This window comes from Streptomyces sp. NPDC101227 (assembly GCF_044767545.1).
Lineage (GTDB): Bacteria > Actinomycetota > Actinomycetes > Streptomycetales > Streptomycetaceae > Streptomyces.
In genome coordinates this window covers 366,373-391,760 of record NZ_JBIWOD010000004.1, presented here as the reverse complement: position 1 = coordinate 391,760, position 25,388 = coordinate 366,373, and the positions used below count along the sequence as shown (strand labels likewise).

The 25,388-nt window shown below is 71.7% G+C and carries 25 protein-coding genes; 18 read left to right on the top strand and 7 right to left on the bottom strand.

Going from position 1 to position 25,388, the window contains the following annotated elements; genetic code table 11:
- Positions 1-231 precede the first annotated feature (231 nt).
- The 3 genes from rplM (at position 232) to glmM (ending at position 2,776) form a co-directional block, all read left to right on the top strand.
- The gene (gene rplM, locus ACIRPT_RS11335) at positions 232-675 is read left to right on the top strand and encodes a 50S ribosomal protein L13 (protein WP_400066941.1); all 444 of its coding nucleotides are present in this window, start codon (positions 232-234) and stop codon (positions 673-675) included.
- A gap of 43 nt (positions 676-718) precedes the next feature.
- Entirely contained in the window at positions 719-1,234 is a 516-nt protein-coding gene (gene rpsI, locus ACIRPT_RS11330; RefSeq protein ID WP_403825439.1) for a 30S ribosomal protein S9, read from the top strand.
- Positions 1,235-1,417: 183 nt separating this feature from the next.
- Positions 1,418-2,776, top strand: a complete 1,359-nt coding sequence (gene glmM, locus ACIRPT_RS11325; protein WP_403825436.1) for a phosphoglucosamine mutase — start codon at positions 1,418-1,420, stop codon at positions 2,774-2,776.
- A 72-nt stretch (positions 2,777-2,848) separates the two neighbouring features.
- On the opposite strand, the gene ACIRPT_RS11320 is transcribed toward glmM, so the two are convergent.
- Positions 2,849-3,802 carry a DUF389 domain-containing protein gene (locus ACIRPT_RS11320; protein WP_403825433.1) on the bottom strand — a complete coding sequence of 318 codons (954 nt, stop codon included), beginning with the start codon at positions 3,800-3,802 and terminating at the stop codon, positions 2,849-2,851.
- 13 nt (positions 3,803-3,815) lie between these two features.
- Complete coding sequence (coaA, locus tag ACIRPT_RS11315; RefSeq protein ID WP_403505621.1) at positions 3,816-4,805, bottom strand: type I pantothenate kinase; 990 nt, start codon at positions 4,803-4,805, stop codon at positions 3,816-3,818.
- Between the two features lie 169 nt (positions 4,806-4,974).
- On the opposite strand from coaA, the gene ACIRPT_RS11310 reads away from it, so the two are divergent.
- The 9 genes from ACIRPT_RS11310 to ACIRPT_RS11270 all read left to right on the top strand — a co-directional run bounded on the left by ACIRPT_RS11310 (position 4,975) and on the right by ACIRPT_RS11270 (position 14,315).
- The gene (locus ACIRPT_RS11310; RefSeq protein ID WP_403825430.1) at positions 4,975-5,286 is read left to right on the top strand and encodes a hypothetical protein; all 312 of its coding nucleotides are present in this window, start codon (positions 4,975-4,977) and stop codon (positions 5,284-5,286) included.
- Positions 5,287-5,384: 98 nt separating this feature from the next.
- Entirely contained in the window at positions 5,385-7,232 is a 1,848-nt protein-coding gene (gene glmS, locus ACIRPT_RS11305) for a glutamine--fructose-6-phosphate transaminase (isomerizing) (protein ID WP_403505616.1), read from the top strand.
- 31 nt (positions 7,233-7,263) lie between these two features.
- Entirely contained in the window at positions 7,264-7,632 is a 369-nt protein-coding gene (locus tag ACIRPT_RS11300) for a holo-ACP synthase (protein WP_403825427.1), read from the top strand.
- 94 nt (positions 7,633-7,726) lie between these two features.
- On the top strand, positions 7,727-9,151 hold the full coding sequence (locus ACIRPT_RS11295; RefSeq protein ID WP_403825424.1) for an NAD(P)H-hydrate dehydratase: 1,425 nt from the start codon (positions 7,727-7,729) through the stop codon (positions 9,149-9,151).
- 145 nt (positions 9,152-9,296) lie between these two features.
- Complete coding sequence (locus ACIRPT_RS11290; RefSeq protein WP_403825421.1) at positions 9,297-10,367, top strand: L,D-transpeptidase; 1,071 nt, start codon at positions 9,297-9,299, stop codon at positions 10,365-10,367.
- A gap of 70 nt (positions 10,368-10,437) precedes the next feature.
- Positions 10,438-11,700, top strand: a complete 1,263-nt coding sequence (gene alr / locus ACIRPT_RS11285) for an alanine racemase (protein WP_403825418.1) — start codon at positions 10,438-10,440, stop codon at positions 11,698-11,700.
- Complete coding sequence (locus ACIRPT_RS11280) at positions 11,697-13,040, top strand: alpha/beta fold hydrolase (protein WP_403825415.1); 1,344 nt, start codon at positions 11,697-11,699, stop codon at positions 13,038-13,040. The genes alr and ACIRPT_RS11280 overlap by 4 nt, the downstream gene beginning before the upstream one ends.
- 142 nt (positions 13,041-13,182) lie before the next feature.
- Positions 13,183-13,722 (top strand): tRNA (adenosine(37)-N6)-threonylcarbamoyltransferase complex ATPase subunit type 1 TsaE, encoded by a 540-nt coding sequence (gene tsaE, locus ACIRPT_RS11275; RefSeq protein ID WP_403505600.1) that lies wholly within the window; start codon positions 13,183-13,185, stop codon positions 13,720-13,722.
- Between the two features lie 356 nt (positions 13,723-14,078).
- Positions 14,079-14,315 carry a hypothetical protein gene (locus tag ACIRPT_RS11270; protein WP_403825411.1) on the top strand — a complete coding sequence of 79 codons (237 nt, stop codon included), beginning with the start codon at positions 14,079-14,081 and terminating at the stop codon, positions 14,313-14,315.
- Positions 14,316-14,435: 120 nt separating this feature from the next.
- Here ACIRPT_RS11270 and ACIRPT_RS11265 read toward each other — a convergent pair whose 3' ends face one another.
- A complete protein-coding gene (locus ACIRPT_RS11265; RefSeq protein WP_403825408.1) occupies positions 14,436-15,008 on the bottom strand; it encodes a L,D-transpeptidase in 573 nt (190 codons plus the stop codon).
- Positions 15,009-15,126: 118 nt separating this feature from the next.
- On the opposite strand from ACIRPT_RS11265, the gene tsaB reads away from it, so the two are divergent.
- Genes tsaB through tsaD form a run of 3 tightly spaced genes read left to right on the top strand, consistent with a single transcriptional unit; the run spans position 15,127 to position 17,439 of the window.
- The gene (tsaB, locus tag ACIRPT_RS11260; RefSeq protein WP_403825405.1) at positions 15,127-15,786 is read left to right on the top strand and encodes a tRNA (adenosine(37)-N6)-threonylcarbamoyltransferase complex dimerization subunit type 1 TsaB; all 660 of its coding nucleotides are present in this window, start codon (positions 15,127-15,129) and stop codon (positions 15,784-15,786) included.
- Positions 15,787-15,830: 44 nt separating this feature from the next.
- Positions 15,831-16,325: a ribosomal protein S18-alanine N-acetyltransferase gene (rimI, locus tag ACIRPT_RS11255; protein ID WP_403506026.1), complete on the top strand. Its 495-nt coding sequence runs from the start codon at positions 15,831-15,833 to the stop codon at positions 16,323-16,325.
- Positions 16,318-17,439, top strand: coding sequence for a tRNA (adenosine(37)-N6)-threonylcarbamoyltransferase complex transferase subunit TsaD (gene tsaD / locus ACIRPT_RS11250; protein ID WP_403825402.1), 1,122 nt, complete (start codon positions 16,318-16,320; stop codon positions 17,437-17,439). The genes rimI and tsaD overlap by 8 nt, the downstream gene beginning before the upstream one ends.
- Before the next feature lie 10 nt (positions 17,440-17,449).
- Here tsaD and ACIRPT_RS11245 read toward each other — a convergent pair whose 3' ends face one another.
- Together ACIRPT_RS11245 and ACIRPT_RS11240 are read right to left on the bottom strand one after the other, a co-directional pair.
- Positions 17,450-18,064, bottom strand: a complete 615-nt coding sequence (locus ACIRPT_RS11245) for a Uma2 family endonuclease (RefSeq protein ID WP_403825399.1) — start codon at positions 18,062-18,064, stop codon at positions 17,450-17,452.
- A 30-nt stretch (positions 18,065-18,094) separates the two neighbouring features.
- Entirely contained in the window at positions 18,095-19,294 is a 1,200-nt protein-coding gene (locus ACIRPT_RS11240) for a methyltransferase domain-containing protein (protein ID WP_403825397.1), read from the bottom strand.
- A gap of 82 nt (positions 19,295-19,376) precedes the next feature.
- On the opposite strand from ACIRPT_RS11240, the gene ACIRPT_RS11235 reads away from it, so the two are divergent.
- Positions 19,377-20,258, top strand: coding sequence for a polysaccharide deacetylase family protein (locus ACIRPT_RS11235; RefSeq protein WP_403825394.1), 882 nt, complete (start codon positions 19,377-19,379; stop codon positions 20,256-20,258).
- 23 nt (positions 20,259-20,281) lie between these two features.
- Here the strand turns inward: ACIRPT_RS11235 and ACIRPT_RS11230 are convergent, their stop codons facing one another.
- Positions 20,282-21,661: an FtsW/RodA/SpoVE family cell cycle protein gene (locus ACIRPT_RS11230; protein WP_403825900.1), complete on the bottom strand. Its 1,380-nt coding sequence runs from the start codon at positions 21,659-21,661 to the stop codon at positions 20,282-20,284.
- 480 nt (positions 21,662-22,141) lie between these two features.
- Here ACIRPT_RS11230 and groES point away from each other — a divergent pair, with 480 nt between their 5' ends.
- Both groES and groL read left to right on the top strand, forming a co-directional pair.
- Positions 22,142-22,450: a co-chaperone GroES gene (gene groES, locus ACIRPT_RS11225; protein ID WP_240110632.1), complete on the top strand. Its 309-nt coding sequence runs from the start codon at positions 22,142-22,144 to the stop codon at positions 22,448-22,450.
- A gap of 146 nt (positions 22,451-22,596) precedes the next feature.
- Positions 22,597-24,219 (top strand): chaperonin GroEL, encoded by a 1,623-nt coding sequence (gene groL, locus ACIRPT_RS11220; protein WP_403825897.1) that lies wholly within the window; start codon positions 22,597-22,599, stop codon positions 24,217-24,219.
- Between the two features lie 90 nt (positions 24,220-24,309).
- Here groL and ACIRPT_RS11215 read toward each other — a convergent pair whose 3' ends face one another.
- Positions 24,310-25,347, bottom strand: coding sequence for a hydroxyacid dehydrogenase (locus tag ACIRPT_RS11215; RefSeq protein ID WP_403825894.1), 1,038 nt, complete (start codon positions 25,345-25,347; stop codon positions 24,310-24,312).
- Positions 25,348-25,388 lie beyond the last annotated feature (41 nt).

The window sequence follows — 25,388 nt, the reverse complement described above, 5'->3', positions numbered from 1 at the left end:
CGGGGGCCGGTTCGGGGCCTGTTTTGACCCGTACGGGGTCGGGTCAGTATTCTGTTGGTTCGTTATGCGTATTGGCTTGCTCTATCTCACGTGAGGGGCCCTTACGCCGGTCCACCGGGCAGATGACCGGCGACGGACGATCGGGTTGCGTCACCCGTAGTGCCGTCCTGCTGTGTGATCAGCCTTGGTGACCAGTACAGGACCCATCACTTTCGAAGCGAAGGCTAAGACGTGCGTACGTTCAGCCCCAAGCCCGGCGATGTTCAGCGCCAGTGGCACATCATTGACGCGCAGGACGTTGTCCTGGGCCGTCTGGCCTCTCAGGCCGCGTCCCTCCTGCGGGGCAAGCACAAGCCGGTTTACGCCCCTCACGTTGACACGGGTGACTTCGTCATCATCATCAACGCCGACAAGGTGCACCTCTCCGGCAACAAGCGCACCCAGAAGCTGGCGTACCGCCACTCCGGCTTCCCGGGTGGTCTGCGCTCGGTCCGCTACGACGAGCTGCTCGACAAGAACCCCGAGAAGGCCGTCGAGAAGGCCATCAAGGGCATGCTCCCCAAGAACACCCTGGGCCGTCAGATGCTCTCGAAGCTGAAGGTCTACGCGGGCGCCCAGCACCCGCACGCTGCGCAGCAGCCGGTCCCGTTCGAGATCACCCAGGTCGCGCAGTAAGTCCGGCCACACCCCCTAAGACGAAGAGAATCTGAGGATCATCGTGGCCGAGACCACTCCCGAGACCCCCGTCATCGACGACGAGACGGCCGTCGAGGAATACACCACCGAGACCGAGGTCGTGGAGTCGGAGTACACCTCCGAATCCCTCGCCTCCCGCTTCGGCGACCCGCAGCCGGCCGCCGGCCTGGGCCGTCGCAAGAACGCCATTGCCCGCGTCCGGATCATCCCGGGCACCGGCCAGTGGAAGATCAACGGCCGCACCCTCGAGGGCTACTTCCCCAACAAGGTGCACCAGCAGGAAGTCAACGAGCCCTTCAAGGTGCTCGAGCTCGACAACCGCTACGACGTCGTCGCCCGCATCTCCGGCGGCGGCATCTCCGGCCAGGCCGGTGCGCTGCGTCTGGGCGTCGCCCGTGCGCTGAACGAGGCGGACGTGGACAACAACCGCGCCCCGCTGAAGAAGGCCGGGTTCCTCAAGCGTGACGACCGTGCGGTCGAGCGCAAGAAGGCCGGTCTCAAGAAGGCCCGTAAGGCGCCGCAGTACAGCAAGCGCTAATCGCGCTCGCTGCACCAGCAGCTCCTGGCGAACGCCCCGGTGGCACTTTCCGTGCAGCCGGGGCGTTCGGCTTATCCGGACCGGACGCGTATACCTACGTACGGCCAGGGCGTATACCTGCGGCCGGGGGCGTATACCTGGACTTACTGATCTGGTCCAAGCTCAGACACTCGGAGGACACCAGTGGGACGACTCTTCGGCACGGACGGTGTGCGCGGCGTCGCCAATGCGGACCTGACGGCGGAGCTCGCGCTCGGTCTGTCGGTCGCTGCGGCGCATGTGCTCGCGGAAGCCGGCACCTTCGAGGGGCATCGGCCCGTTGCGGTCGTCGGACGCGATCCACGTGCGTCCGGGGAGTTCCTGGAGGCGGCGGTCGTCGCCGGGCTGGCCAGTGCCGGTGTGGACGTCGTACGGGTGGGAGTACTGCCGACGCCGGCCGTCGCGCATCTGACCGGCACGTTCGACGCGGACCTCGGCGTGATGCTCTCCGCCAGCCACAACCCGATGCCCGACAACGGCATCAAGTTCTTCGCCCGCGGCGGCCACAAGCTCGCCGACGAGCTGGAGGACCGGATCGAGCAGACCTACCAGGCGCACCGCACCGGTGAGCCGTGGGAGCGGCCGACCGGGGCCGGCGTGGGCCGGGTCACCGTCCACGACGAGGGCTTCGACAGCTATGTCGCGCATCTGGTCGGCGTACTGCCCAACCGCCTCGACGGGCTGAAGGTCGTCATCGACGGGGCGCACGGCGCGGCGGCGCGGGTCTCGCCGGAGGCGTTCGCGCGGGCCGGCGCCGAGGTCATCACGATCGGCACCGCACCCGACGGCCTCAACATCAACGACGGCTGCGGCTCCACCCATCTGTCGCTGCTGCGCGCGGCGGTCGTCGAACACGGCGCCGACCTGGGTGTGGCGCACGACGGCGACGCCGACCGCTGCCTGGCCGTGGACGCCGAGGGCAACGAGGTCGACGGCGACCAGATCCTGGCCGTCCTCGCGCTCGGCATGCGCGAGGCGGGCGCGCTGCGCAAGAACACCGTCGTCGCCACCGTCATGTCCAACCTGGGCTTCAAGCTCGCCATGGAGCGCGAGGGCATCGACTTCGTCCAGACCGCGGTCGGCGACCGTTACGTCCTGGAAGAGATGAAGGCGCACGGCTTCGCGCTGGGCGGCGAGCAGTCCGGGCACGTCATCGTGCTGGACCACGCCACCACCGGGGACGGCACGCTGACCGGCCTGATGCTGGCGGCCCGGGTCGCCGCCACCGGCCGCTCGCTCGCCGACCTGGCCGGCGTCATGGAGCGCCTGCCGCAGATCCTCATCAACGTCCCCGACGTCGACAAGTCGCGGGTGGCCACCTCGCCCGAGCTGACCCACGCCGTCGCCGAGGCGGAGCGCGACCTGGGCAGCACCGGCCGGGTACTGCTCCGTCCCTCCGGCACCGAGCCGCTCGTGCGCGTGATGGTCGAGGCCGCGGACATCGAGCAGGCGCGCGCGGTCGCGGAGCGGCTGGCGGACGTGGTCAAGTCCGCGCTGGGCTAGGGCCCGCCCGGGACGCCGCCTACGGGCGGGTGCATGGCCGCGGCCGTGTGCCCGCCCGTACGCGATGGGCGGTCAGGTGCCCGCCGGTAGGTCCGCGGCCTCCCGTTCGCGCCGGCGGGCCCACAGGGCTTTCTGGGCCAGGAGGGTGAGCGTGCCCGCGAGCACGATCCCGGCGAGGTTGAGCAGCAGCTGTTCCGATGAGCCGCGGGCCTGGCCGTACTGTCCGTAGGCGAGGGCGACCGCGGCGTTGGCGGCGGCCGGGACGGTGGTCACGGAGATTGCCACGCCGACCAGGGCGCCCGATTTCGCGGACGTCAGCGAGAGCACCCCGGCGATGCCGGCGAGGGCCGCGACGACGAACGAGAACCAGTCCGGCCGGTAGATGAAGTTGGTGTTCGGGCGCTCGGCCCCCAGGGCCTCGATGTGGAAGAGGCCCACCGCGTCCATGAACAGGCTGAAGCCGACCGTCAGCGCCATCGCCACCGCGAAGCCGACGATCAGCGCCAGCGTGGAGCGCCAGGCCAGCCGGGGAGCGCGCTGCACCAGCGCCGTACAGATGCCGGCCAGCGGGCCGAACTCCGGGCCGACCGCCATCGCGCCCACGATCAGGATGGCGTTGTCCAGGACCACACCACAGGCCGCGATCATCGTCGCGAGGGTCAGGAACGCCAGATAGGTGACCGAGAGCGTGGACTCCTCGTGGGTGGCGTCGGTCAGCGACTCCCACAGGACGGCGTCGGCGCCCTCGCCGGGCGCCTCCTCCTCGGCCCGGTCCGCCCGCAGCGACAGCGACAGATCGATGTGCTCGATGGCGATCGAGCCGTGTTTGTCCAGGTCCATCGCCCGCAGCTGGGCCAGCAGCTCGTCACCGGCCTCGCGGGCGACATCGCACATCACCACATCGCCCTCCGGATCGCGGGCGGCGCCGGTCAGCACCACCAGGTGGGTGGTTCCGACGGTGGACTCCAGCAGTTGCAAGACGTCCTTCGTACGGTCCGCGGGCACGATGAGGCGCAGATGCAGCACGTGGCGGTACTCCCTAGAGCTTGCGCAGCGACAGCCGCTGCACCTTGTGGTCCGGGCCCTTGCGCAGTACGAGGTTGGCGCGGCCGCGGGTGGGCGCGACATTCTGCTGCAGATTGGGCTTGTTGATGGTGCGCCACATCATCCGGGCGTAGTCCAGCGCCTCGTCCTCGGAGACCTGGGTGTACTTGCGGAAGTACGAGAACGGGTTCTGGAACGCCGTCTCGCGCAGCTTCCGGAAGCGGCCCAGGTACCACTTCTCGATGTCTTCCGTCCGGGCGTCCACGTAGACGGAGAAGTCGAAGAAGTCGGCGAGACCGAGGCGGGTGCGGCCGTCCTTGCCGGGGAGGGCGGGCTGAAGGACGTTGAGGCCCTCGACGATGAGGATGTCCGGGCGGTGCACGGTCAGCCGTTCGCCCGGCACGATGTCGTAGATGAGATGGGAGTAGACCGGGGCGGTGACCTCCCGCTTTCCCGACTTCACATCCGCCACGAAGCGGGTCAGCGCCCGGCGGTCGAACGACTCGGGGAAGCCCTTGCGGGACATCAGCCCGCGCCGGTGCAGCTCGGCGTTCGGGAAGAGGAAGCCGTCGGTGGTCACCAGCTCGACCCGCGGATGCTCCGGCCACCGGGCCAGCAGGGCCTGCAACAGGCGCGCGGTGGTGGACTTGCCGACCGCGACGCTGCCCGCGACCCCTATGACGAAGGGGGTGCCCGGCTGGGAACCATGGCCGTCGCCCGCGTCGCCCAGGAAGGTGTTCAAGGCGCTGCGCAGATTGCTCGTCGCGCCGACGTAGAGGTTGAGGAGGCGGGAGAGCGGGAGGTAGACGTCGCGGACCTCGTCGAGGTCGATGACGTCGCCCAGGCCGCGCAGCCGTTCGACCTCAACGGCCGTCAGGGGCAGCGGGGTCTTCTCCCGCAGGGCACTCCACTGAGCGCGCGTCAGATCGACGTACGGCGAACTGTCGGCGCGGCGTCGTTGCGGCGGATCCGTCGTGAGGGGCACGCGCCCATTGTGCGCAGCCGCGCCGGGAGGCTCCGCCCGGGGGGCCGGGTGGGGGTGTCGCGGAGGGGTTGGGGGTGGTTCGTCCTGAGGTTGCCGTGAGCGCCTGTACCCGGCGGATATTGCCCGGTACGGTCGCCGAAGGACGAGACGGGTGAGACAGGGGGTAGGCGTGCGCACGCGCCTGTTGGGACTGCTGCGTCGGCGAGCCGAGGACAAGCGCCGGGCACATGCCGGCGATGTCGCCACACCGGACGGCGTCGCGCCGGACTTCGCGACACCGGATGTCGCCATGCTGGACTTCGCCGCCCGGGTGCGGGCGGAACTGGCCGAGGAACTCCCCGATGAGGACCTGGGCGAGGACCTCGCCGACATCCTGGCGAACTACGAGCGGGGCAGCAGGCCCGGTACGGACGAGGATGAGGACGAGGAGTTCCTGGAGACGGTTCGGGAGGCGCTGGAGCGGATAGAGCGGGGGTACTGAGCGCGGCGGGGGAGGGGCCGTTGGGGAGGCGGCGGGCGCCGGCCGTCGCGGTGGCGCTTGTGCGTTGTGCCGAACGGCCCTCGTCGTAGGCTGCACTCATGTGCGGAATCGTGGGCTATGTGGGCGGGCAGTCCGCCCTTGACGTTGTGCTGGCCGGGCTGAAGCGGCTGGAGTACCGCGGCTATGACTCCGCGGGGGTCGCCGTGCTGGCCGATGGGGGCCTGGCGGCGGCCAAGAAGGCCGGGAAACTGGCCAATCTGGAGAAGGAGCTCGCGGACCGGCCGCTGCCCACGGGGACGACGGGGATCGGGCATACGCGGTGGGCCACGCACGGCGGTCCGACGGACGAGAACGCGCATCCGCATCTGGACAACGCGGGGCGGGTGTCCGTCGTACACAACGGGATCATCGAGAACTTCGCCGCGCTGCGGGCCGAACTGGCCGACCGTGGCCATGAGTTGCTCTCCGAGACGGACACCGAGGTCGTCGCGCATCTGATCGCCGAGGCGTATTCGTCGTGCGGCGAGCTGCCGGAGTCGATGCGGCAGGTGTGCCGGCGGCTGGAGGGGGCGTTCACGCTGGTGGCGGTGCATGCGGATGCGCCGGATCTGGTGGTCGGGGCGCGCCGCAACTCGCCGCTGGTGGTGGGGATCGGCGAGGACGAGGCGTTCCTCGCGTCGGACGTCGCGGCGTTCATCGCGCATACCCGGGAGGCCGTGGAGCTCGGCCAGGACCAGGTCGTCGAGCTGCGCCGGGACGGCGTCACGGTGACGGACTTCGAGGGGGCGCCGGCGCCGGTGCGGGCGTACCACGTCGACTGGGACGCGTCGGCGGCCGAGAAGGACGGCTACGACTACTTCATGCTGAAGGAGATCGCCGAGCAGCCGAAGGCCGTGGCCGACACCCTGCTCGGGCGGATCGACGGCTCCGGCGTGCTCTCCCTCGACGAGGTCCGCATTCCCGAGGAAGTGCTGCGGGAAGTCGACAAGGTCGTCATCGTGGCGTGCGGGACGGCGTATCACGCGGGAATGATCGCCAAATACGCCATCGAGCACTGGACCCGCATTCCCTGCGAGACGGAGCTGGCGAGCGAATTCCGGTACCGCGATCCCATTCTTGACCGGCGGACGCTGGTGATTGCCATCAGCCAGTCCGGCGAGACGATGGATACGCTGATGGCGTTGCGGCATGCGCGGGAGCAGGGCGCCAAGGTGCTCGCCATCTGCAATACGAACGGTTCGACGATTCCGCGCGAATCGGATGCCGTGCTCTATACGCATGCCGGGCCCGAGGTCGCGGTGGCGTCGACCAAGGCGTTTTTGACGCAGCTGGTCGCGTGCTATCTCGTCGCGCTCTATCTCGCGCAGGTGCGGGGGACCAAATGGGGCGACGAGATTCAGGACGTGGTGCGCGAGCTGGCGGCCATGGGGACCCAGGTGCAGAAGGTGCTGGGGACGATGGAGCCGGTGCGGGAGCTGGCGCGCGGCCTCGCCGACAAGAACACGGTGCTTTTCCTGGGGCGGCACGTCGGATATCCGGTGGCGCTGGAGGGCGCGCTGAAGCTCAAGGAACTCGCGTACATGCACGCGGAGGGCTTTGCGGCGGGTGAGCTCAAGCACGGCCCGATCGCTTTGATCGAGAAGGATCTGCCGGTGGTCGTCGTCGTGCCGTCGCCGCGCGGACGGTCCGTGCTCCACGACAAAATCGTCTCGAACATCCAGGAAATCCGGGCGCGTGGCGCGCGCACGATTGTGATTGCGGAGGAGGGCGACGAGGCGGTGGTGCCGTACGCCGATCACCTCGTACGGATTCCGCGGACGCCGGTGTTGTTGCAGCCGCTGGTTTCCGCCGTGCCCCTGCAGGTCTTTGCGTGCGAGCTGGCCACCGCGCGGGGCAATGAGGTCGATCAGCCGCGTAATCTCGCCAAGTCGGTGACGGTGGAGTGAACGGGCGAGAGAGCGGACGGCGGGTGAACGGGTGATTATCGGGGTCGGCATCGATGTCGCCGAGATCGACCGGTTCGGGGCGGCGCTGGAGCGTACGCCGGAACTGGCGCAGCGGCTGTTCATCGAGACGGAGTTGATGCTCCCCAGCGGCGAGCGGCGTGGCATCGCCTCCTTGGCGGCACGGTTCGCGGCCAAGGAGGCGGTGGCCAAGGCGCTCGGCGCGCCGGGCGGGCTGCACTGGACGGACGCGGAGGTCTACGTCGAGGACAGCGGGCAGCCGCGGCTGCGGGTGCGCGGCACGGTCGCGGCGTGTGCGGCCGAACTCGGGGTGCGCTCCTGGCATGTGTCGCTCAGTCACGATGCGGGCGTGGCCTCCGCGGTGGTGATCGCCGAAGGCTAGGCCCTGTCCGATGGGTCAGGGTGACGGGCCGGTACGGCGGGGGTCGCGCGTGTGGCGGGGCCCCCGCCGTCGTCGCGGTGTGAGACTGGGCGTCATGAGGACTGCCTACAGCGTGGAGAGCGTACGGGCCGCCGAGCGGGAGCTGATGGCGCGGCTGCCGGAGGGGGCCCTGATGCAGCGGGCGGCGGCCGGACTGGCGGTGGCCTGCGGGGAGTTGCTGGGGCGGGTGTACGGCAGCCGGGTGACGCTGCTCGTCGGCAGCGGAGACAACGGCGGGGACGCGCTGTATGCCGGCGCCCGGCTGGCGCGGCGCGGGGCCGGGGTCGTCGCCGTACTGCTGTCGCCCGAACGGGCCCATCAGGGGGGTCTGGCCGCGCTGCGGGCGGCCGGCGGGCGGGTCTCGGACGATGCGCGGCGCGATGTGGCGTGGGCCGACCTGGTCGTCGACGGGATCGTCGGGATCGGGGGGAAGGGCGGGCTCCGTCCCGCGGCCGCTGAACTCCTGGGCGCGGTGCGGGAGTCGGCGGTGGTGGTGGCCGTCGACCTGCCCAGCGGGGTGGACGCGGACAGCGGCGAGGTGGCCGGGGACGCCGTGTACGCCGATGCGACGGTGACGTTCGGGGCGTACAAGCCGGGGCTGCTGATCGACCCGGCGCGGGAGCGGGCGGGGGCGCTGCGGCTGGTGGACATCGGGCTCGAGCTGCCGCGGGACGCCGAGGCGGAGGCGTTGCAGCACGCGGAGGTGGCGGAGCTGCTGCCGCGGCCGGCGGCCGAGAGCGACAAGTACCGGCGGGGAGTGGTCGGCGTCGTCGCGGGGTCCGCGCGGTATCCGGGGGCGGCGGTGCTGGCGGTGGCCGGTGCCCTGCGGGGCGGCGCGGGGGCCGTGCGGTACGTGGGGCCGGCGGCGGACGCGGTGCTGGCGAGGTTCCCGGAGACGCTGGTGCACGCCGGGCCGCCGGACAAGGCGGGGCGGGTGCAGTCGTGGGTGATCGGGCCGGGGATGGGCGATGAGTCGGCGGCGCTGGAGGAGGTGCTGGCGGCGGATGTGCCGGTGCTGGTGGACGCGGACGGGCTGCGGTTCCTGACGCCGGAGCGGGTCCGGGGCCGGACGGCCGGCACGCTGCTGACGCCGCACGCCGGGGAGGCCGCGGCGCTCCTCGGGCGCGCCCGCGAGGACATCGAGACGGCGCGGCTGAAGTCCGTACGGGAGCTGGCCGAGCGCTACGGCGCCACGGTGCTGCTCAAGGGGTCGACGACCCTGGTGGCGGGCGCGGCCGGACCCGTACGGGTCAACCCCACCGGGACGAGCTGGCTCGCGACGGCGGGGAGCGGCGATGTGCTCTCGGGCCTGACGGGATCGCTGCTGGCCGCGGGGCTGCCGCCGCTCGATGCCGCCTCCGTGGGGGCGTACCTCCACGGCCTGGCGGCCCGCCGCGCGGCCGGGCCGCGGGGGGCGCCGATCCTGGCCACGGAGGTCGCCGACTGCCTGGGCGAGGCGTGGCGCGATGTGCTGGACTGAGGCGGGCAGTACGTGATGCCGGGGCGGCCGCCACGCCCGGCGAGACGCGCGCCGTTACGCCCCGCGAGGGAACGCCACGGGCCACCAGGGCGAACCTGGCGTGCGGCAGGCCGTGCGGCCGCCCTGCCACGGCATGGGTGAGTGCATGAATCGCACCCTCCCGGCGCTGCTGATCGGCGCCTCGCTGTTCACCTTCGTCGGAGTGCCCGCGGCCGCCGCCGGGCCGATCCCCGTAGTGCACCCGGCCGCCGACCCCCGCCCCGCGGCACTCCCGGCCCCGGCCGGCGCCCGGGCGTCCGTAGCGCGCCTGGCGGCTCCCGGGCCGCTCCCCGTACCGCACAAGGTCGCCGAGGAGGCCGCTGCGGCCGCCGCGCAGCCTCTGCCGCAGCCGCCCTACGCCGGGCTCAAGCCGGGCCCCCATGACGGCGACTCGTCCGGGCTGGTCCCCGGCATCCCGATCCCCTTCCAGGGGCAGCAGGAGCAGCAGATGCTGCCCGACCAGGCGCTGCCGCCGAACATCCCGCACGGTCGCGCCCCCGAGGGCCCGGAGCCGAAGCGGCCCATCGGTCCGATCCGGCACATCGAGCTGGTGCCGCGGTCCGATGTGCAGGGGAAGGACGGGGCGACGCCGCGGTGCAGCAAGTCCGCCGGCCCCGCGCAGCGGGCGATCGAGGAGTTCCTGGAGCGGGAGGTGGACGGACGCCAGTCGACGGGTGACTGCGAGGCGATCCAGGCGTTCCAGCGCGAGCACCGCATCGAGCCCGCCGTCGGGTTCGCGGGGCCGGTCACCGGCGCCGTGGTGCGGCTGCTCGAGGCCCAGAAGGACCCGAACCGCGACGGACGGTGCCCGAACCGTAACGAGCGCGTGGTCTGCGTCGATCTGTCCCGGCAGATCGTATGGGTCCAGCAGGACGGCGAGGTGATCTTCCAGCCGGTGGCGATGCGTTCCGGCCGGCCGACGATGGAGACCCGGACCGGCAGGTACCAGATCTACTGGAAGAACAAGAACCACATCTCTTCGCTGTACCACACACCGATGCCCTTCGCGCAGTTCTTCGACGGCGGTGAGGCGCTGCACGGCGTCTACGACGACGTCTACGCGGGCGCCGGCTCGCACGGCTGCATCAACCTGCTCTGGGAGGACGCGCAGAGGCTGTGGAACGTCCTGCAGAAGAACGACATCGTGTATGTCTGGGGCCGTAAGACCGGCGTGTGACGGCCGGGTGAGGGATGTTTTCCCGCCGGTGCCCCGGGGTGTCGCGACCCCGCCTGCGACACTGAGGGGGATGAACGAGACAGCGAAGCGGGCCCGCGCCACGATCGACGTCGCCGCCGTGCGGTCGAATGTGCGCGTGCTGCGAGGCCGCGCACCCCGGGCAGAGCTGATGGCCGTGGTCAAGTCCGACGGCTATGGACACGGCGCCGTGCCCTGCGCCCGCGCCGCCCGTGAGGCCGGCGCGAGCTGGCTGGGCACGGCGCTGCCCGAGGAGGCGTTCGCGCTGCGCGCGGCCGGCGACACCGGGCGGCTGCTGTGCTGGCTGTGGACGCCGGGTGGCCCCTGGCGCAAGGCCGTCGAGCAGGGCATCGACGTCACGGTGAGCGCGTTGTGGGCGCTGCGCGAGGTGAGCGAGGCGGCGCGGGCGTGCGGGCGCCCGGCCCGGGTCCAGCTCAAGATCGACACCGGGCTGGGCCGCAACGGCTGCCAGCCCGCCGACTGGCCGGAACTGACCGCGGCGGCCGCCAAGGCCGAGGCCGACGGCACCGTCAAGGTCACCGGTGTGTGGTCGCACTTCGCCTGCGCCGACGAGCCGGGACACCCCTCCATCCCGCTCCAGATGGCCGCCTTCGAGGAGGCGCTGACGGTCGCCGGCGCGGCCGGGCTGCGCCCCGAGGTACGGCATATCGCCAACACCCCGGCGCTGCTCACCCTCCCCGAGGCGCACTACGACCTGGTACGCACCGGTATCGGCATCTACGGCGTCTCGCCCAGCCCCGAGCTCGGCACGCCCCAGGACTTCGGGCTGCGGCCCGCGATGACCCTCGAGGCGTCGCTGGCGTCCGTCAAACGGGCTCCGGGCGGGCATGGCGTCTCGTACGGGCACCACTACACGACGGCCGGTGACACGACCCTCGCGCTGGTCCCGCTCGGCTATGCCGACGGCGTCCCGCGGCACGCCTCCGGCAGCGGACCGGTGCTGGTGGCGGGAAAGTGGCGAACGGTGGCCGGACGGGTCGCGATGGATCAGTTCGTGGTCGATCTGGGCGGTGACAGCGCGCAGCCGGGCGATACGGCGGTGCTGTTCGGGCCGGGCGACCGCGGTGAGCCGATCGCGGAGGACTGGGCCAGGGCGGCCGGAACCATCGGGTACGAAATCGTCACGCGGATCGGGGCGAGAGTTCCGCGCGTCTATGTCGACAGCGATGTCGCGGATGCGGGTGTAGCGGGTATCCATGGTGTCGATGTGGCGGAGGTGGCGGAAGTGGTGGCTGCCGATGCTGTGGATGTCGAATGTGAAGGTGATCCGACTCGTACGGGGGGTGCGGTATGAGCGACAGCCAGGATGTGGCCGCCAAGGCGGTGGAGACGGCCGCCGACTCGGTGAACAACTGGGCGCGGGCCGGGCGCCACGCCGGGATCGCGAGCGCCGCGATCGGCGTGATCGCGGCGGGTGCGGCGGCCGGGGTGGCGATGGAGCGGATGACGGTCGGCCGCGGGATGCGGCGCCGCGCCCGGCTGGCGCTGGACGCGCAGGGGCCGTACGGCACGCTGCGCGGCACACCGGGCGCGGCGGTCGCCGAGGACGGCACCAAGCTGTACTACGAGGTGGACGAGCCGGGCGAGGCGCCGGGGAAGCCGGCGGCGAACGGCGGGAAGAACGTCAGGGCCGCCAAGAACGGCAAGAACGCCAAGGGTGGCAAGGACGGCGCGGGCGGTACGGATGCCGCCCGCGCCGCACTGGACGGGCAGGCCACGCAGGGCGTCCGCAAGCGGCTGCTGGCGGCGCTGGGCCGCCGCGCCGTGGCACCCACCGTCGTCTTCAGCCACGGTTACTGCCTCAGCCAGGACTCCTGGCACTTCCAGCGCGCGGCGCTGCGCGGCATCGTGCGCACCGTCCACTGGGACCAGCGCAGCCACGGCCGCTCGGCCCGCGGCCACGGCCAGATCGACGGTACGGATCCGGTCACCATCGACCTGCTGGGCCGGGACCTGAAGGCGGTGCTGGACGCGGCCGTGCCGGAGGGGCCGATCGTGCTGGTCGGGCACTCCATGGGCGGGATGACCGTGATGGCGCTGGCCGACCAGTTCCCCGAGTACGTCGCGGAGCGGGTGGTCGGGGTGGCGCTGATCGGCACCTCGGCGGGCAAGCTCAGTGAGGTCGCGTTCGGGCTGCCGTCGATGGGGGTGAAGGCCTTCCACGCCGTCGCGCCGGGGCTGCTCAAGGCGCTGGGGTCGCAGAGCGACATCGTCGAGCGGGGGCGGCGGGCCACCGCGGATCTGTTCGCGGGGCTGATCAAGCGGTACTCGTTCGGGACGCCGGAGGACGTGGACTCGGGCATCGCGCGCTTCGCGGAGCGGCTGATCGAGGCGACCCCGATCGATGTGGTCGCCGAGTTCTACCCGGCCTTCGCGGTGCATGACAAGGCCGAGGCGGTGGCGGCGTTCGACGCGAAGCCGGCGCTGGTGCTCGCCGGGGAGAAGGACCTGATCACCCCCGCCGATCACAGCCGGACCATCGCCGATCTGCTGCCGCACGCCGATCTGCTGTGCGTTCCGGGCGCCGGGCATCTGGTGATGCTGGAGCGGCCCGAGCTGGTCAATGACCAGCTGGTCTCGCTGGTGGAGCGGGCGAGCGCGGCGTCCCGCGGCTCGCGCTCGGCCAGGGCCTGAAGCGGGGCGGGGCCGGGTGCCGGTCCGTGATCCCGCCCGGCGGTGTGCCGGGTTGCGGTACGCCATCCGCCCCAACCGGCAACGGCTCCTGCCCCGGGTCACCCCGACGCAGGGCGCCGTCCGGGCCCGTACCATTTGCGGCATGAGCACCACCGGCGCGACCGCCCATGTCACCGTCAAATCCCCCGTCCACATGCAGGAGTTGGGCCGCAGACTGGCCTCCCTGCTGCGCCCCGGCGACTTGGTGCTGCTCACCGGTGAGCTGGGCGCCGGCAAGACCACGCTCACCCGGGGCCTGGGCGAGGGGCTGGGCGTACGCGGCGCCGTGACCTCGCCCACCTTCGTCATCGCCCGGGTGCACCCGTCCCTGACCGGCGGTCCCGCGCTGGTGCACGTCGATGCCTATCGCCTGGGCGGCGGCCTCGACGAGATGGAGGACCTGGACCTCGATGTCTCGCTGCCGGAGTCGGTGGTGGTCGTGGAGTGGGGCGACGGCAAGGTCGAGGACCTGTCCGACGACCGGCTGCATGTCGTCATCGGCCGGGCCATGGGGCGGGGCGGCCCGGACGCCGTCCTGGAGGATGCGCTGCACGGTGACACGGACGATGTCCGCGAGGTGACCGTCACCGGCCTCGGGGCGCGCTGGGCGGATGCGGGACTCGACCGGCTGGAGAACCGCTGAGGGCCCGGGCCCCGGAGCTGGCGCTCGAACGGGTCGCCGCCGACCGGTGCCGACCGCTGCTTACCGAAACTCACCGCTGCTGACCGGCGCTGACCGGCGCTCCGGTACCGGTCCCCCGCTCCCGTACGGGATCGTCGCTCGCGCACGAGATCACCGCTCTCGTATGTGACTCACGCTCTCCCGTGGGCTCCCGCCCTCCCGTGGCCGCGGCGTCCCGTAGTTTCCGACAAGCCGTCGGTAAGGTGTTGCGTCCGTGGTACCGCGCGTGGTCACATGGGGGAGGAGAGTCCGGGTTAGGTCAGCCTAACTAGGCGGCCTGGCCTCCGCCGCTTGCCCCAGGAGCCCGGGAGGCGTCCATGTCGGCCCAGCAGCCCTCCTCCACGCCTGAACGGCGCGGGGGCGCCCCCATCGCGACGGCCCGGCGCGCCGGAGACGATGCGCCCGAGCAGCCGCCGACGATGCGCGAACTGCTGGCGGCGTGCGCCGCGGCCAGCGCCGTCTCCACTCCGCCGAACGCCACCGCCGAACCCCGGGCGGACAGGTCCGCCGAGGAAGAGGCGCCCGCGTCCACCACGGGCCGCGACGCCGCGTAACCCATAGGGGCGAAGCGGGAAAGGGCCGAAACGCAAGGAAAGCGGCGGACCGCGGAAGCGGCGAAGCGGGCGGAGCCTGCTCCTGCCGGGGCCCCGCCGGGTGGGCGAGGAGAACGGGCGTCAGGCGACCACGACGACCTTGGTGCCGACCAGCGCGAAGTCCCACATCGCCTTGCCGTCGCCCCGCGACTCACGGATGCCGCCGGTCTTCTTCGTCGCGCCCGGGTTCGGCTTCGGCGTCGAGCCGTCGACCGCCGCACTGAAGCCGACCACGACGCCGTTGACGCTGCCGAACAGCACGACGTGCTCGATCGCGAGGCCATCGGAGCCCGTCAGGCTCACCGAACGCTGGGTGACCTGGTACGCCCCGGCCACCGGGCTGACCGTGCTCGGCGCCACCTTGTACGTACGCAGCGCCTTGCCCTGCGCATCGACCAGCCACACGCGCTTGGCGCCGAGGGAGTAGACGACCCGCTTGCCGGTGCCGGACGCCGCGGGAACGGCGGCGGGGCGCGGCGTCTTGTCCTTCGGCGCGGGGCGGCCGGGGTGTGCGGGGCGCTTGGCGTGGTGGCTCGCGCCGCGCGCCGTGAGGTGGTCCGGGGCGGACGCCGAGGCCTGGTAGCCGAGGACGCCGACGGCCACCAGGGCGGCCGCGGTCAGAGCGGTGACGATCGTGCTGCTCTTAGCGGGCACCCCTGTGCCACCTTTCCGCTGCGCCGGATCCGTACAGAATTCTTGACCATGTACTCATGTACCGGGCCGACGGTAGCACCGGAACGGGCACCATCGGCCGAGCCGTAGTCTTGAGGGCGTGCTGCTGCTAGCTCTTGACACCGCCACCCCCGCCGTCACGGTCGCCCTGCACGACGGCTCCCGCGTCCTGGCCGAGTCCCGCCAAGTGGACGCCCGCCGGCACGGCGAGCTCCTGCTGCCCGCCGTCGACCGGGTGCTGGCCGAGGCCGGCCGCAAGCTCGACGCGGTCAGCGACATCGTGGTCGGCGTCGGACCGGGCCCGTACACGGGCCTGCGCGTCGGACTCGTCACCGCGGCGACGTTCGGGGCCGTCCTGGGCGTCCCGGTGCACGGCCTGTGCTCGCTGGACGGCCTCGCGTACGCCGCCGGCCTGGATGAGCCCTTCGTCGTGGCGACGGACGCCCGCCGCAAGGAGGTCTACTGGGCCCGCTACGAGAACGCGCGGACCCGCCTGACCGAGCCCGCCGTCGACCGCCCCGCGGACATCGCCGACCAGGTGGCCGGGGTCCCCGCCGTGGGCGCGGGCGCGCTGCTGTACGAAGAGGTGTTCACCGGCGTACGGCGCGAGGGCCCCGAGTACCAGTCCGCGGCCGCGCTCGCCGCGCTGGCCGCCGAGAAGCTCGCGGCCGGCGAGGAGTTCCTGCCCGACCGGCCGCTGTATCTGCGCCGCCCCGACGCGCAGGTCCCGGCCAACTACAAGGTGGTCACCCCCAAGTGACGGCCGGCCCCCCGCCCGAACTCCGCTCCGCGGCGCTGCGCGAGATGCGCTGGTGGGACATCGAGCCGGTGCTGGCGCTGGAGCGCGAGCTGTTCCCCGAGGACGCCTGGTCGGCGGGGATGTTCTGGTCCGAGCTGGCCCATGCGCGCGGTGCGGCCGCCACCCGCCGCTATCTCGTCGCCGAACTGGACGGCCGCCTCGTCGGCTACGGCGGCCTGTGCGCCATCGACGCCACCGGCGACATCCAGACCATCGCCACCGCCCGCGACCAGTGGGGCACCGGCCTGGGCGCCCGCCTGCTGACCGAACTGCTCTCGGCCGCCACCGCCTTCGAGTGCCGCGAGGTGCTGCTGGAGGTACGGGTCGACAACCTCCGCGCGCAGCGCCTGTACGAGCGCTTCGGCTTCGAGCCGATCGGCTTCCGGCGCGGCTACTACCAGCCGGGCAATGTCGACGCGCTGGTCATGCGCCTGACCACTGAGTCCCCCTCACCCGCATCCCCCGTACCAGGAACCCAAGGAAACCCGACCCATGGCTGACGAACCGCTCGTCCTCGGCATCGAGACCTCCTGCGACGAGACCGGAGTGGGCATCGTCCGCGGCCATACGCTGCTGGCCGACGCGGTCGCCTCCAGCGTCGACGAACACGCCCGCTTCGGCGGCGTCGTCCCCGAGGTCGCCTCGCGCGCGCACCTGGAGGCGATGGTCCCCACCATCCAGCGCGCCCTCAAGGACGCCGGGGTAGCGGCGAGCGACCTCGACGGCATCGCGGTCACCGCCGGTCCCGGTCTCGCGGGCGCGCTGCTGGTCGGCGTCTCGGCCGCCAAGGCGTACGCCTACGCCCTCGGCAAGCCGCTCTACGGCGTCAACCACCTGGCCTCGCACATCTGCGTCGACCAGCTGGAGCACGGCGCGCTGCCGGAGCCGACGATGGCGCTGCTGGTGTCCGGCGGCCACTCCTCCCTCCTCCTGGCCCCCGATATCACCTCGGACGTCCGTCCCCTGGGCTCGACCATCGACGACGCGGCGGGCGAGGCGTTCGACAAGATCGCGCGGGTGCTGCACCTCGGCTTCCCGGGCGGCCCGGTCATCGACCGCTTCGCGCGCGAGGGCAACCCGGACGCGATCCGCTTCCCGCGCGGGCTGACCGGCTCCCGCGACCCGGTCTACGACTTCTCCTTCTCCGGCCTGAAGACGGCGGTCGCGCGCTGGATCGAGGCCAAGCGGGCGGCGGGCGAGGACGTCCCGGTGGCGGACGTCTCGGCGTCCTTCCAGGAGGCCGTGGTGGACGTGCTGACCCGTAAGGCCGTACGGGCCTGCAAGGACAACGGCGTCGACCACCTGATGATCGGCGGCGGCGTCGCGGCCAACTCCCGCCTGCGGGCGCTCGCCCAGGAGCGCTGCGAGAAGGCGGGGATCACGCTGCGGGTGCCGCGGCCCAAGCTGTGCACGGACAACGGGGCGATGGTGGCGGCGCTGGGCGCGGAGATGGTGGCCCGCAACCGGCCGGCGTCGAACTGGGCCCTCTCGGCGGACTCGTCCCTCCCGGTCACCGAGCCGCATGTGCCGGACCCGGATCATGTCCATGGGCAGGGGCACGGCCACAGCCACGATCATGTGCATGAGCTGAGCAAGCGGAATCTGTATTCCTGAGGGGGCGGGCTCAGCCTGCCACCATGAAAGCAGTCTCCAGGGCGGGGTAGGGGGCGGGAAGCGGCAGGGTATGGCCGAGTTTCACCTCGACCCTGTCCCCGTAGTACGCCTTGTCCGGGTCTTCGTTGGGCACCGGGTCAGAGAAGGCGTAGGCCTTGCCTTCCTGGCGGTGGATCAACACGTAGACAGGCACTCCGGCCGCTGCGTAGCTGTGGTACTTGGGGCCGGAGTCCGTCGTGTGGTTCGTTGACGTGACCTCTCCGACGAGGGTCACCAAGTCGATCGAGTACCAGCCCTTGTGTGCTTTGCAGTACGCCTCGTCCATCTCGGTGGCTTCGCGGTGCAGCACGAAAAAGTCGGGGATGACCAGAGCGTCCGGTCGCCGGCCCTTTCCGGTGATGCGAAAGCCAGAGTTGGTCGCTGCAATGAAACCGGCCAATTCCAACTGGGTTGCCAGTTTGAAAGCACCTCGGTTGTGGTTCAAGTTGGGCTGAGGCGGCAAGATCGGAATTCCCTCGACGAACTCGGCCCGAACAGGCTCCCCGTATGCCTCTTCGAGCGCGACCAGCAGATCGGCGGGGTCCTGCCACTTGCTCACCGGCTCGGTGATGGGATCGGCGCTCATCGCTGTCCTCCCTCGTCGCTGAATGCCAGGCTAAGCCCGTACCGGGCTCCCCAACAGCATGCTCGGCCTCCCCGCCACCCGCGTGAGGATGATCGTGCAGGAGTTCACCCCTTCGAGGCGGAGCTTCTTGCGCAGCTCCTCCGGGGATACCGCAGAGCCCCGCTTCTTGATCTCCGCGATGCCGATCCCGCGTTCGCGCAGCAGGGCGCGCAGCTTCTTGACGTTGAAGGGCAGGACATCGGTGATCTCGTAGGCCGTGGCGTACGGGGTGGGGGTCAGCTCGTCGGCGGTGACGTACGCGATGGTCGGGTCGATCAGCCGGCCGCCGACCTGCCGGGCGACATCGGCCACCAGGTGCGCGCGGATGACGGCGCCGTCCGGCTCGTACAGATAGCTGCCGACGGGGCCCGGCTCGGGGTCGGGCAGGCCCGCGCCGAGCAGGGTGGCGCCGCCGGGGAGGAGGGTGGCGCGGCGGCCGCCGGGCGAGAGGGCCGTGCCGGGGCCGAACCACACCACCGCCTCCTTCACATCGCCGCCGTCGGAGATCCACTCCGTCTCGGCGTCCTCCGGCAGCGCCTCGTGCGGCACGCCGGGCGCGATCTTCAGCGCCGCGTGGGGAGCCGTGCGGGCGGCCTCGACGGCCCATGACAGGGGCGGCGAGTAGGCCTCGGGATCAAAGATCCGGCCGCCGCGCGCCTTCGTCCGCCGCGCCGGGTCGACGAACACCGCGTCGAACCCGGCCGTGTCCACCTCCGTCACATCCGCGCAGCGCACCTCGATCAGGTCGGCCAGCTCCAGCGCCCCGGCGTTGGCGCGCGCGGCGGCGCAGGCCAGCGGGTCGCGGTCGACGGCCAGGACCCGGATTCCGGCGCGGGCCAGGGCGATGGCGTCGCCGCCGATGCCCGAGCAGAGGTCGGCCAGCGTACGGACGCCCAGCGCGGCGAGCCGGGCGGCGCGATGGGTGGCGACGGTGGCGCGGGTGGACTGCTCGACGCCGTTCGGGGTGAAGTACATCCGCCGGGCGTCCGCCCCGAACTTCGCCGCCGCGCGCTGCCGCAGCCGGGCCTGGCCGAGGGCGGCGGACACCAGTGGCGCGGGGTGGGTGCGGCGCAGCCGGGTCGCGGCGGCCAGGTCGTCGGCCGGATCGTGGTCCCGCAGTGCGGCCAGCAGCTCCTGTCCCTCGGGGGCGAGCAGCGCGGAGAAGGTGTCGAGGTCGGTCACCTGCCCCATTGTGGGCCAGTCGGCTGACCGCTTCGGCGTGGTGGGTTGTGTCGCCGTGGCGAGGGGGCCCGCCGCTGCCAAAATCCCAGTTATGCAGATTGTCAGACTTTTCCGATCCGTCCGTGTACGGGACGAGGGTACGGGCGCGGTCGCGGGGGCCGCCGCCAGGGCTCGGGGCCTGGCGGCCCTCTCCGTACTCGGGTTGCTGGCCGCCGGCTGCGGCGTGGTGCGCGGCGAGGACCTGCTCGACAACGAGCCGGGGGCCGGGCCGACCGTCGTCGCCCCGGATCCCCGCGCCCTGCTCTCCCAGGCCCGGATGCTGGAGCGGGCGCAGGCGCGCCAGGTGGCGGCGGCCAAGCGGTACGGGCTGGCCGGGGCGCCGCTCAGCCCGCCGCGGCCGCCGGCCTTCAAGCCGTTCCTGACGACCGAGCCGCGGCTCGCCCGGGGCAAGGGCACGGGACTGCCCGCGGTGATCGCCCGGGTACCGACCCGCGCCAAGGTCGTGTTCCTGACGGTCGACGACGCCGACGCGAAGGACCCGGACTTCGTCCGGATGATGCGCGAACTCGACGTCCCCTACAGCGCGTTCCCCATGGCGCACCAGCGCGTGCTGCCACCGCTTCCCGCGGCGGCGCAGCGCGACGCGATCTGCGACCAGCAGGACCTGCGCAAGCGCGCGAGCGGCCGGTGGCCGGCGCTCTTCAGGCCGCCGCTGGGCGCGTACACGCTGGAGACGCTGCGGATGGCGGCCGCCTGCGGCGTCAGGGTCGTGCCACTGTGGAACGAGGAGGCCTCCCCCGGCCGGATCGCCTACCGCGAGCGGGGGCACCGGCTGCAGCCCGGCGACATCGTCCTGGCCCGCACCGACCCCCACCGGGGCCGGCACGGGGCGTTGCCGGAGGCGGCCCGCGAGGTGCTGCGGACGGCCCGCGCACAGGGCTTTGCGATCGGGGCGCTGGAGGACTATGTGTGAGCGGGCCGGTTGCGGGACGGCTCTTACTGCGGGCGCGGCGGGGGGCCCACCGGCTCGCGGCGGCGCTGGGCGGTGTCGCTGATCCGCAGCAGCAGCCCGACCATCACCCAGTTCGCGACGAGTGACGAGCCGCCCTTGGCGAGGAACGGCAGCGCCTTGCCGGTGAGCGGGATCAGTCCGGTGACGCCGCCGGAAACGACGAAGACCTGGAGGATCAGCGCGCTGGAGAGCCCGACGGCCAGCAGCTTGCCGAACGGGTCGCGGGAGGAGAGCGCCACCCGCAGACCGCGCTGCCCCAGGAGGACGTACAGCAGGATCACGGCCGTCACCCCGGCCAGGCCCAGCTCCTCGCCGATGGTGGTCAGGATGAAGTCGCTGTTGCCGGCGAAGCCGACCAGTTCGGGATGGCCCTGCCCCAGCCCCGTACCGCCGATCCCGCCGCTGCCGAAGCTGAAGAGCGCCTCGGCGAGCTGGTTGGACATTCCCTCGGCCCGGCCCGCCTTGGTGTACGCCCGCATGGGGTCCAGCCAGGCGGTGACCCGGCCGTGGACATGCGGCTCCAGGGAGCCGACGACCGCCGCGCCGACGACGGCCATCAGCAGGCCGAACGCCACCCAGCTGGTGCGTTGGGTGGCCATGTAGAGCATGATCACAAAGACGCCGAAGAAGATCAGCGAGGTGCCGAGGTCCCGCTCGAAGACCAGCACCAGCAGGCTGATCGCCCAGATCGTGAAGATCGGCCCGAGCTGGCGCGCCACGGGCAGCTGCACTCCCAGGAAGCGCTGTCCGGTCAGCGCCAGCGCATCGCGCTTGACGGTCAGATAGCCCGCGAAGAACACCGCGATCATGACCTTGACGAATTCGCCGGGCTGAACGGACAGCGGCCCCAGCAGAATCCAGCGCTTGGCCCCGAACTGGTCGGCGCCGAAGAAGGCCGGCGCCATCAGCAGCACCAGCGCGCCCGCCATCGTCAGATAGATATAGCGCTGCAGCGTGCGGTGATCGCGCAGCGTCAGCAGCACGCCCATGCAGACCGCCACCCCGATCACCGTCCACAGCAGCTGGCCGTCCGCGGCCTGGCCCATCGACCGCAGCAGCGTGGGGCTGGCCTTGTAGGTGATGTCCAGCCGGTGCAGCAGCACCAGGCCGATGCCCGTCAGCAGCGTCGACAACGGCAGGATCAGCGGATCGGCGCGCGGCGCGAAGCGGCGTACCAGCAGATGCGGAACCAGCGCGACGGCAGCGAAGACGGCGGTGAAGACGATCAGGTCGCGGGAGACCGCGCCCTTCATCGTCAGCTCGGTGCAGACGTAGCCGAGGACGGTGATCCCGACGGTGAGGAGCAGCAGCCACGCCTCGGTCCGGCGGCGGTCGGGAGCCTGGGCGAGGGCGGCGAACGTCATCGTGCGTTCGACGTCGCTCTCCTGCCGCTGTCTCCTCCTCCGGGCCGTCCGGGGAGCGCTGGTCTGTCCGTGCACGCGGGTCCTCCGCCTTGGGGTCTGCCCTGGTCCTCAAGACCTGGGGGAAGGTTCGTACGCCGGAAGCCGGCTCGGCAGTCAGTTCGGTCGTTGGTTCGGGGGTCAGTTCGGTGGTCGGGAAAGGAGACGAGGAAGCCGGGAGTGCGGTTGCGGCCGATGCGAGAGGTGTGTCCGATTTTCGACGTCCGGCGGCCGCCGATGGGGCCGCGCGGACGACAGGCCGCGCCCCGATTGGCACTCCGCTTGACCGAGTGCTAACCGCGTCATAGTCTCGGCGTTGGCACTCTCCACCGGGGAGTGCCAAGTATGCGCGACGGGCAGGTCCGGCACCCGCGACGACGGATCCACCTGGTCGCCACCTCAGACAGTTAACCCCGTGAGATCTCCGAAGGGGGAGGTCGGATCGTGACGACCACCAGCTCCAAGGTTGCCATCAAGCCGCTCGAGGACCGCATTGTGGTCCAGCCGCTCGACGCCGAGCAGACCACGGCTTCGGGCCTGGTCATTCCGGACACTGCCAAGGAGAAGCCCCAGGAGGGCGCTGTCCTGGCCGTTGGCCCGGGCCGCTTCGAGAACGGCGAGCGCCTGCCGCTCGACGTCAAGGTCGGCGACGTCGTCCTCTACAGCAAGTACGGCGGCACCGAGGTGAAGTACAGCGGCGAGGAGTACCTCGTCCTCTCGGCTCGCGACGTGCTCGCGATCATCGAGAAGTAACTCACCCACGTTTTGCCTTGATCTGCGCCCCTGGTTCCCGCGTCTAAACAACCCGGGGCAGGGGCGCAGTTTCGTATGAGCGATATGAGCGACAGCGGTCACGGCGGCGAGGCCGACGATCGCAACGAGAGGACTTGAAGCAACTCATGGCGAAGATCCTGAAGTTCGACGAAGACGCCCGTCGCGCCCTTGAGCGCGGCGTCAACAAGCTTGCCGACACGGTGAAGGTGACGATCGGCCCCAAGGGCCGCAACGTCGTCATCGACAAGAAGTTCGGCGCCCCGACCATCACCAACGACGGTGTCACCATCGCGCGCGAGGTCGAGGTCGAGGACCCGTACGAGAACCTGGGCGCCCAGCTCGTCAAGGAGGTGGCGACCAAGACCAACGACATCGCGGGTGACGGCACCACCACCGCCACCGTGCTGGCCCAGGCGCTGGTCCGCGAGGGCCTGCGCAACGTCGCCGCGGGTGCCTCCCCGGCCGCCCTGAAGAAGGGCATCGACGCGGCGGTCAAGGCCGTCTCCGACGAGCTGCTGGCCACCGCCCGCCCGATCGACGACAAGTCCGACATCGCCGCCGTGGCCGGCCTGTCCGCGCAGGACAAGCAGGTCGGCGAGCTCATCGCCGAGGCGATGGACAAGGTCGGCAAGGACGGTGTGATCACCGTCGAGGAGTCCAACACCTTCGGTCTGGAGCTGGACTTCACCGAGGGCATGGCCTTCGACAAGGGCTACCTCTCGCCCTACATGGTCACCGACCAGGAGCGGATGGAGGCCGTCCTCGACGACCCGTACATCCTCATCCACCAGGGCAAGATCGGCTCGATCCAGGACCTGCTGCCGCTGCTGGAGAAGGTCATCCAGGCCGGCGCCTCCAAGCCGCTGCTGATCATCGCCGAGGACGTCGAGGGCGAGGCGCTCTCCACCCTGGTCGTCAACAAGATCCGTGGCACCTTCAACGCCGTCGCCGTCAAGGCCCCCGGCTTCGGTGACCGCCGCAAGGCGATGCTCGGCGACATGGCCACCCTCACCGGTGCCACCGTCATCGCCGAGGAGGTCGGCCTCAAGCTCGACCAGGCCGGTCTGGACGTGCTGGGCACCGCCCGCCGCGTGACCGTCACCAAGGACGACACCACCATCGTCGACGGCGGCGGCAACAGCGCCGACGTCGAGGGCCGCGTCGCCCAGATCAAGGCCGAGATCGAGTCCACCGACTCGGACTGGGACCGCGAGAAGCTCCAGGAGCGCCTCGCCAAGCTCGCCGGTGGCGTCTGCGTCATCCGCGTGGGTGCGGCCACCGAGGTCGAGCTCAAGGAGAAGAAGCACCGTCTGGAGGACGCCATCTCCGCGACCCGCGCCGCGGTCGAGGAGGGCATCGTCTCCGGTGGTGGCTCCGCTCTGGTCCACGCCGTCAAGGTGCTCGAGGGCAACCTCGGCAAGGAGGGCGACGAGGCCACCGGTGTCGCCGTCGTCCGCCGCGCCGCCGTCGAGCCGCTGCGCTGGATCGCCGAGAACGCGGGCCTCGAGGGCTACGTGATCACCGCCAAGGTTGCCGAGCAGGACAAGGGCAACGGCTTCAACGCGGCCACCGGCGAGTACGGCGACCTGGTCAAGGCCGGCGTCATCGACCCGGTCAAGGTCACCCGCTCCGCCCTGGAGAACGCCGCCTCCATCGCCTCGCTGCTGCTGACGACCGAGACCCTGGTCGTCGAGAAGCCGGCGGAGGAGGAGCCCGAGGCCGGTCACGGCCACGGCCACACCCACTGACACGTGCGCTGAGCGCGTGCAGTAATCCGGTACGGCTTCGAGGCCCGGTCCCCGCTGATGCGGGGGCCGGGCCTCGGCCTTGTCCGCCGCTCACGCCGAGCGGCCCAGCCCCTCCGGCCGTACGGGATCGTCGAAGGGCAGGCCGCGGGTGTAGCGCTCGAGTTCGTCCAGGGCCAGGTCGGCCATGCGGTGGAGTTCGCCGCCGAGGGAGCCGGCGATGTGCGGGGTCAGCAGGACGTTGGGGAGGTCGTACAACGGGGAGTCGGGGGGCGGGAGTTCGGGGTCGGTGACGTCGAGGACGGCGTTCAGGCGGCCGGTCCACAGCTCGGGGAGGAGGGCCGCTTCGTCGATGAGCGAGCCGCGGGCGGTGTTGATCAGGGTGGCGCCGTCGGGCATCAGGGCCAGTTCGCGGGCGCCGAGCAGATGGTGGGTGGCGGGCAGCTGGGGGGCGTGCACGGTGACGATGTCGCCGGCGGCGCAGAGGGTGTCGAGGGGGACGAGGGTGGCGCCCAGGCGGGCGGCCTCGGCGGGGTCGACGTACGGGTCGTGGAGGAGGACCCGCAGGTCGAAGGGCTGGAGGAGTGCGATCACGCGGCGGCCGATACGGGAGGCACCGATGATGCCGACGGTGCGGCCGTGGTTGCCGGCGCCGCTCAGTTCGTGCAGCCAGTCGTGCGGGGCGCGCAGGGTGCGGTAGCGGTGGGCGGTGTGCAGGACGCGCTTGCCCGCGAAGAGGATCGCGGCGAGGGTGAATTCGGCGACCGGCAGCGCGTTGGCGGCGGCGGCCGAGGTGACGGCGAGGCCGCGCTGCCAGCAGGCCTCGGTGATGTGGTGTTTGACGGAGCCGGCGGCGTGGACGACGGCGCGCAGGCGGGGTGCGGCCGCCAGGACGCGTTCGGTGAGCGGCGGGGCGCCCCAGCAGGTGAGGAGCACCTCGGCGCGGGCGAGGGCGGCGGCGACCTGGGGGGTGGGGTCGGCCAGGTCGTGCGCGACGAGCCGGGAGTCGGTGCGGGCGAGGGACGCGAGGCGGGTGTGGTGGCGGTCGGTGAGCAGCCGGGCGGCGATTCCGGGGCCCATCGACAGCAGCAGTTCGGGCCGGCGCGGCCGGCTGAGCGGGCCGGCCAGCATTTCCGCAGGTCCGGGGGGATTGTCAGTGGTGGGGTGCATGG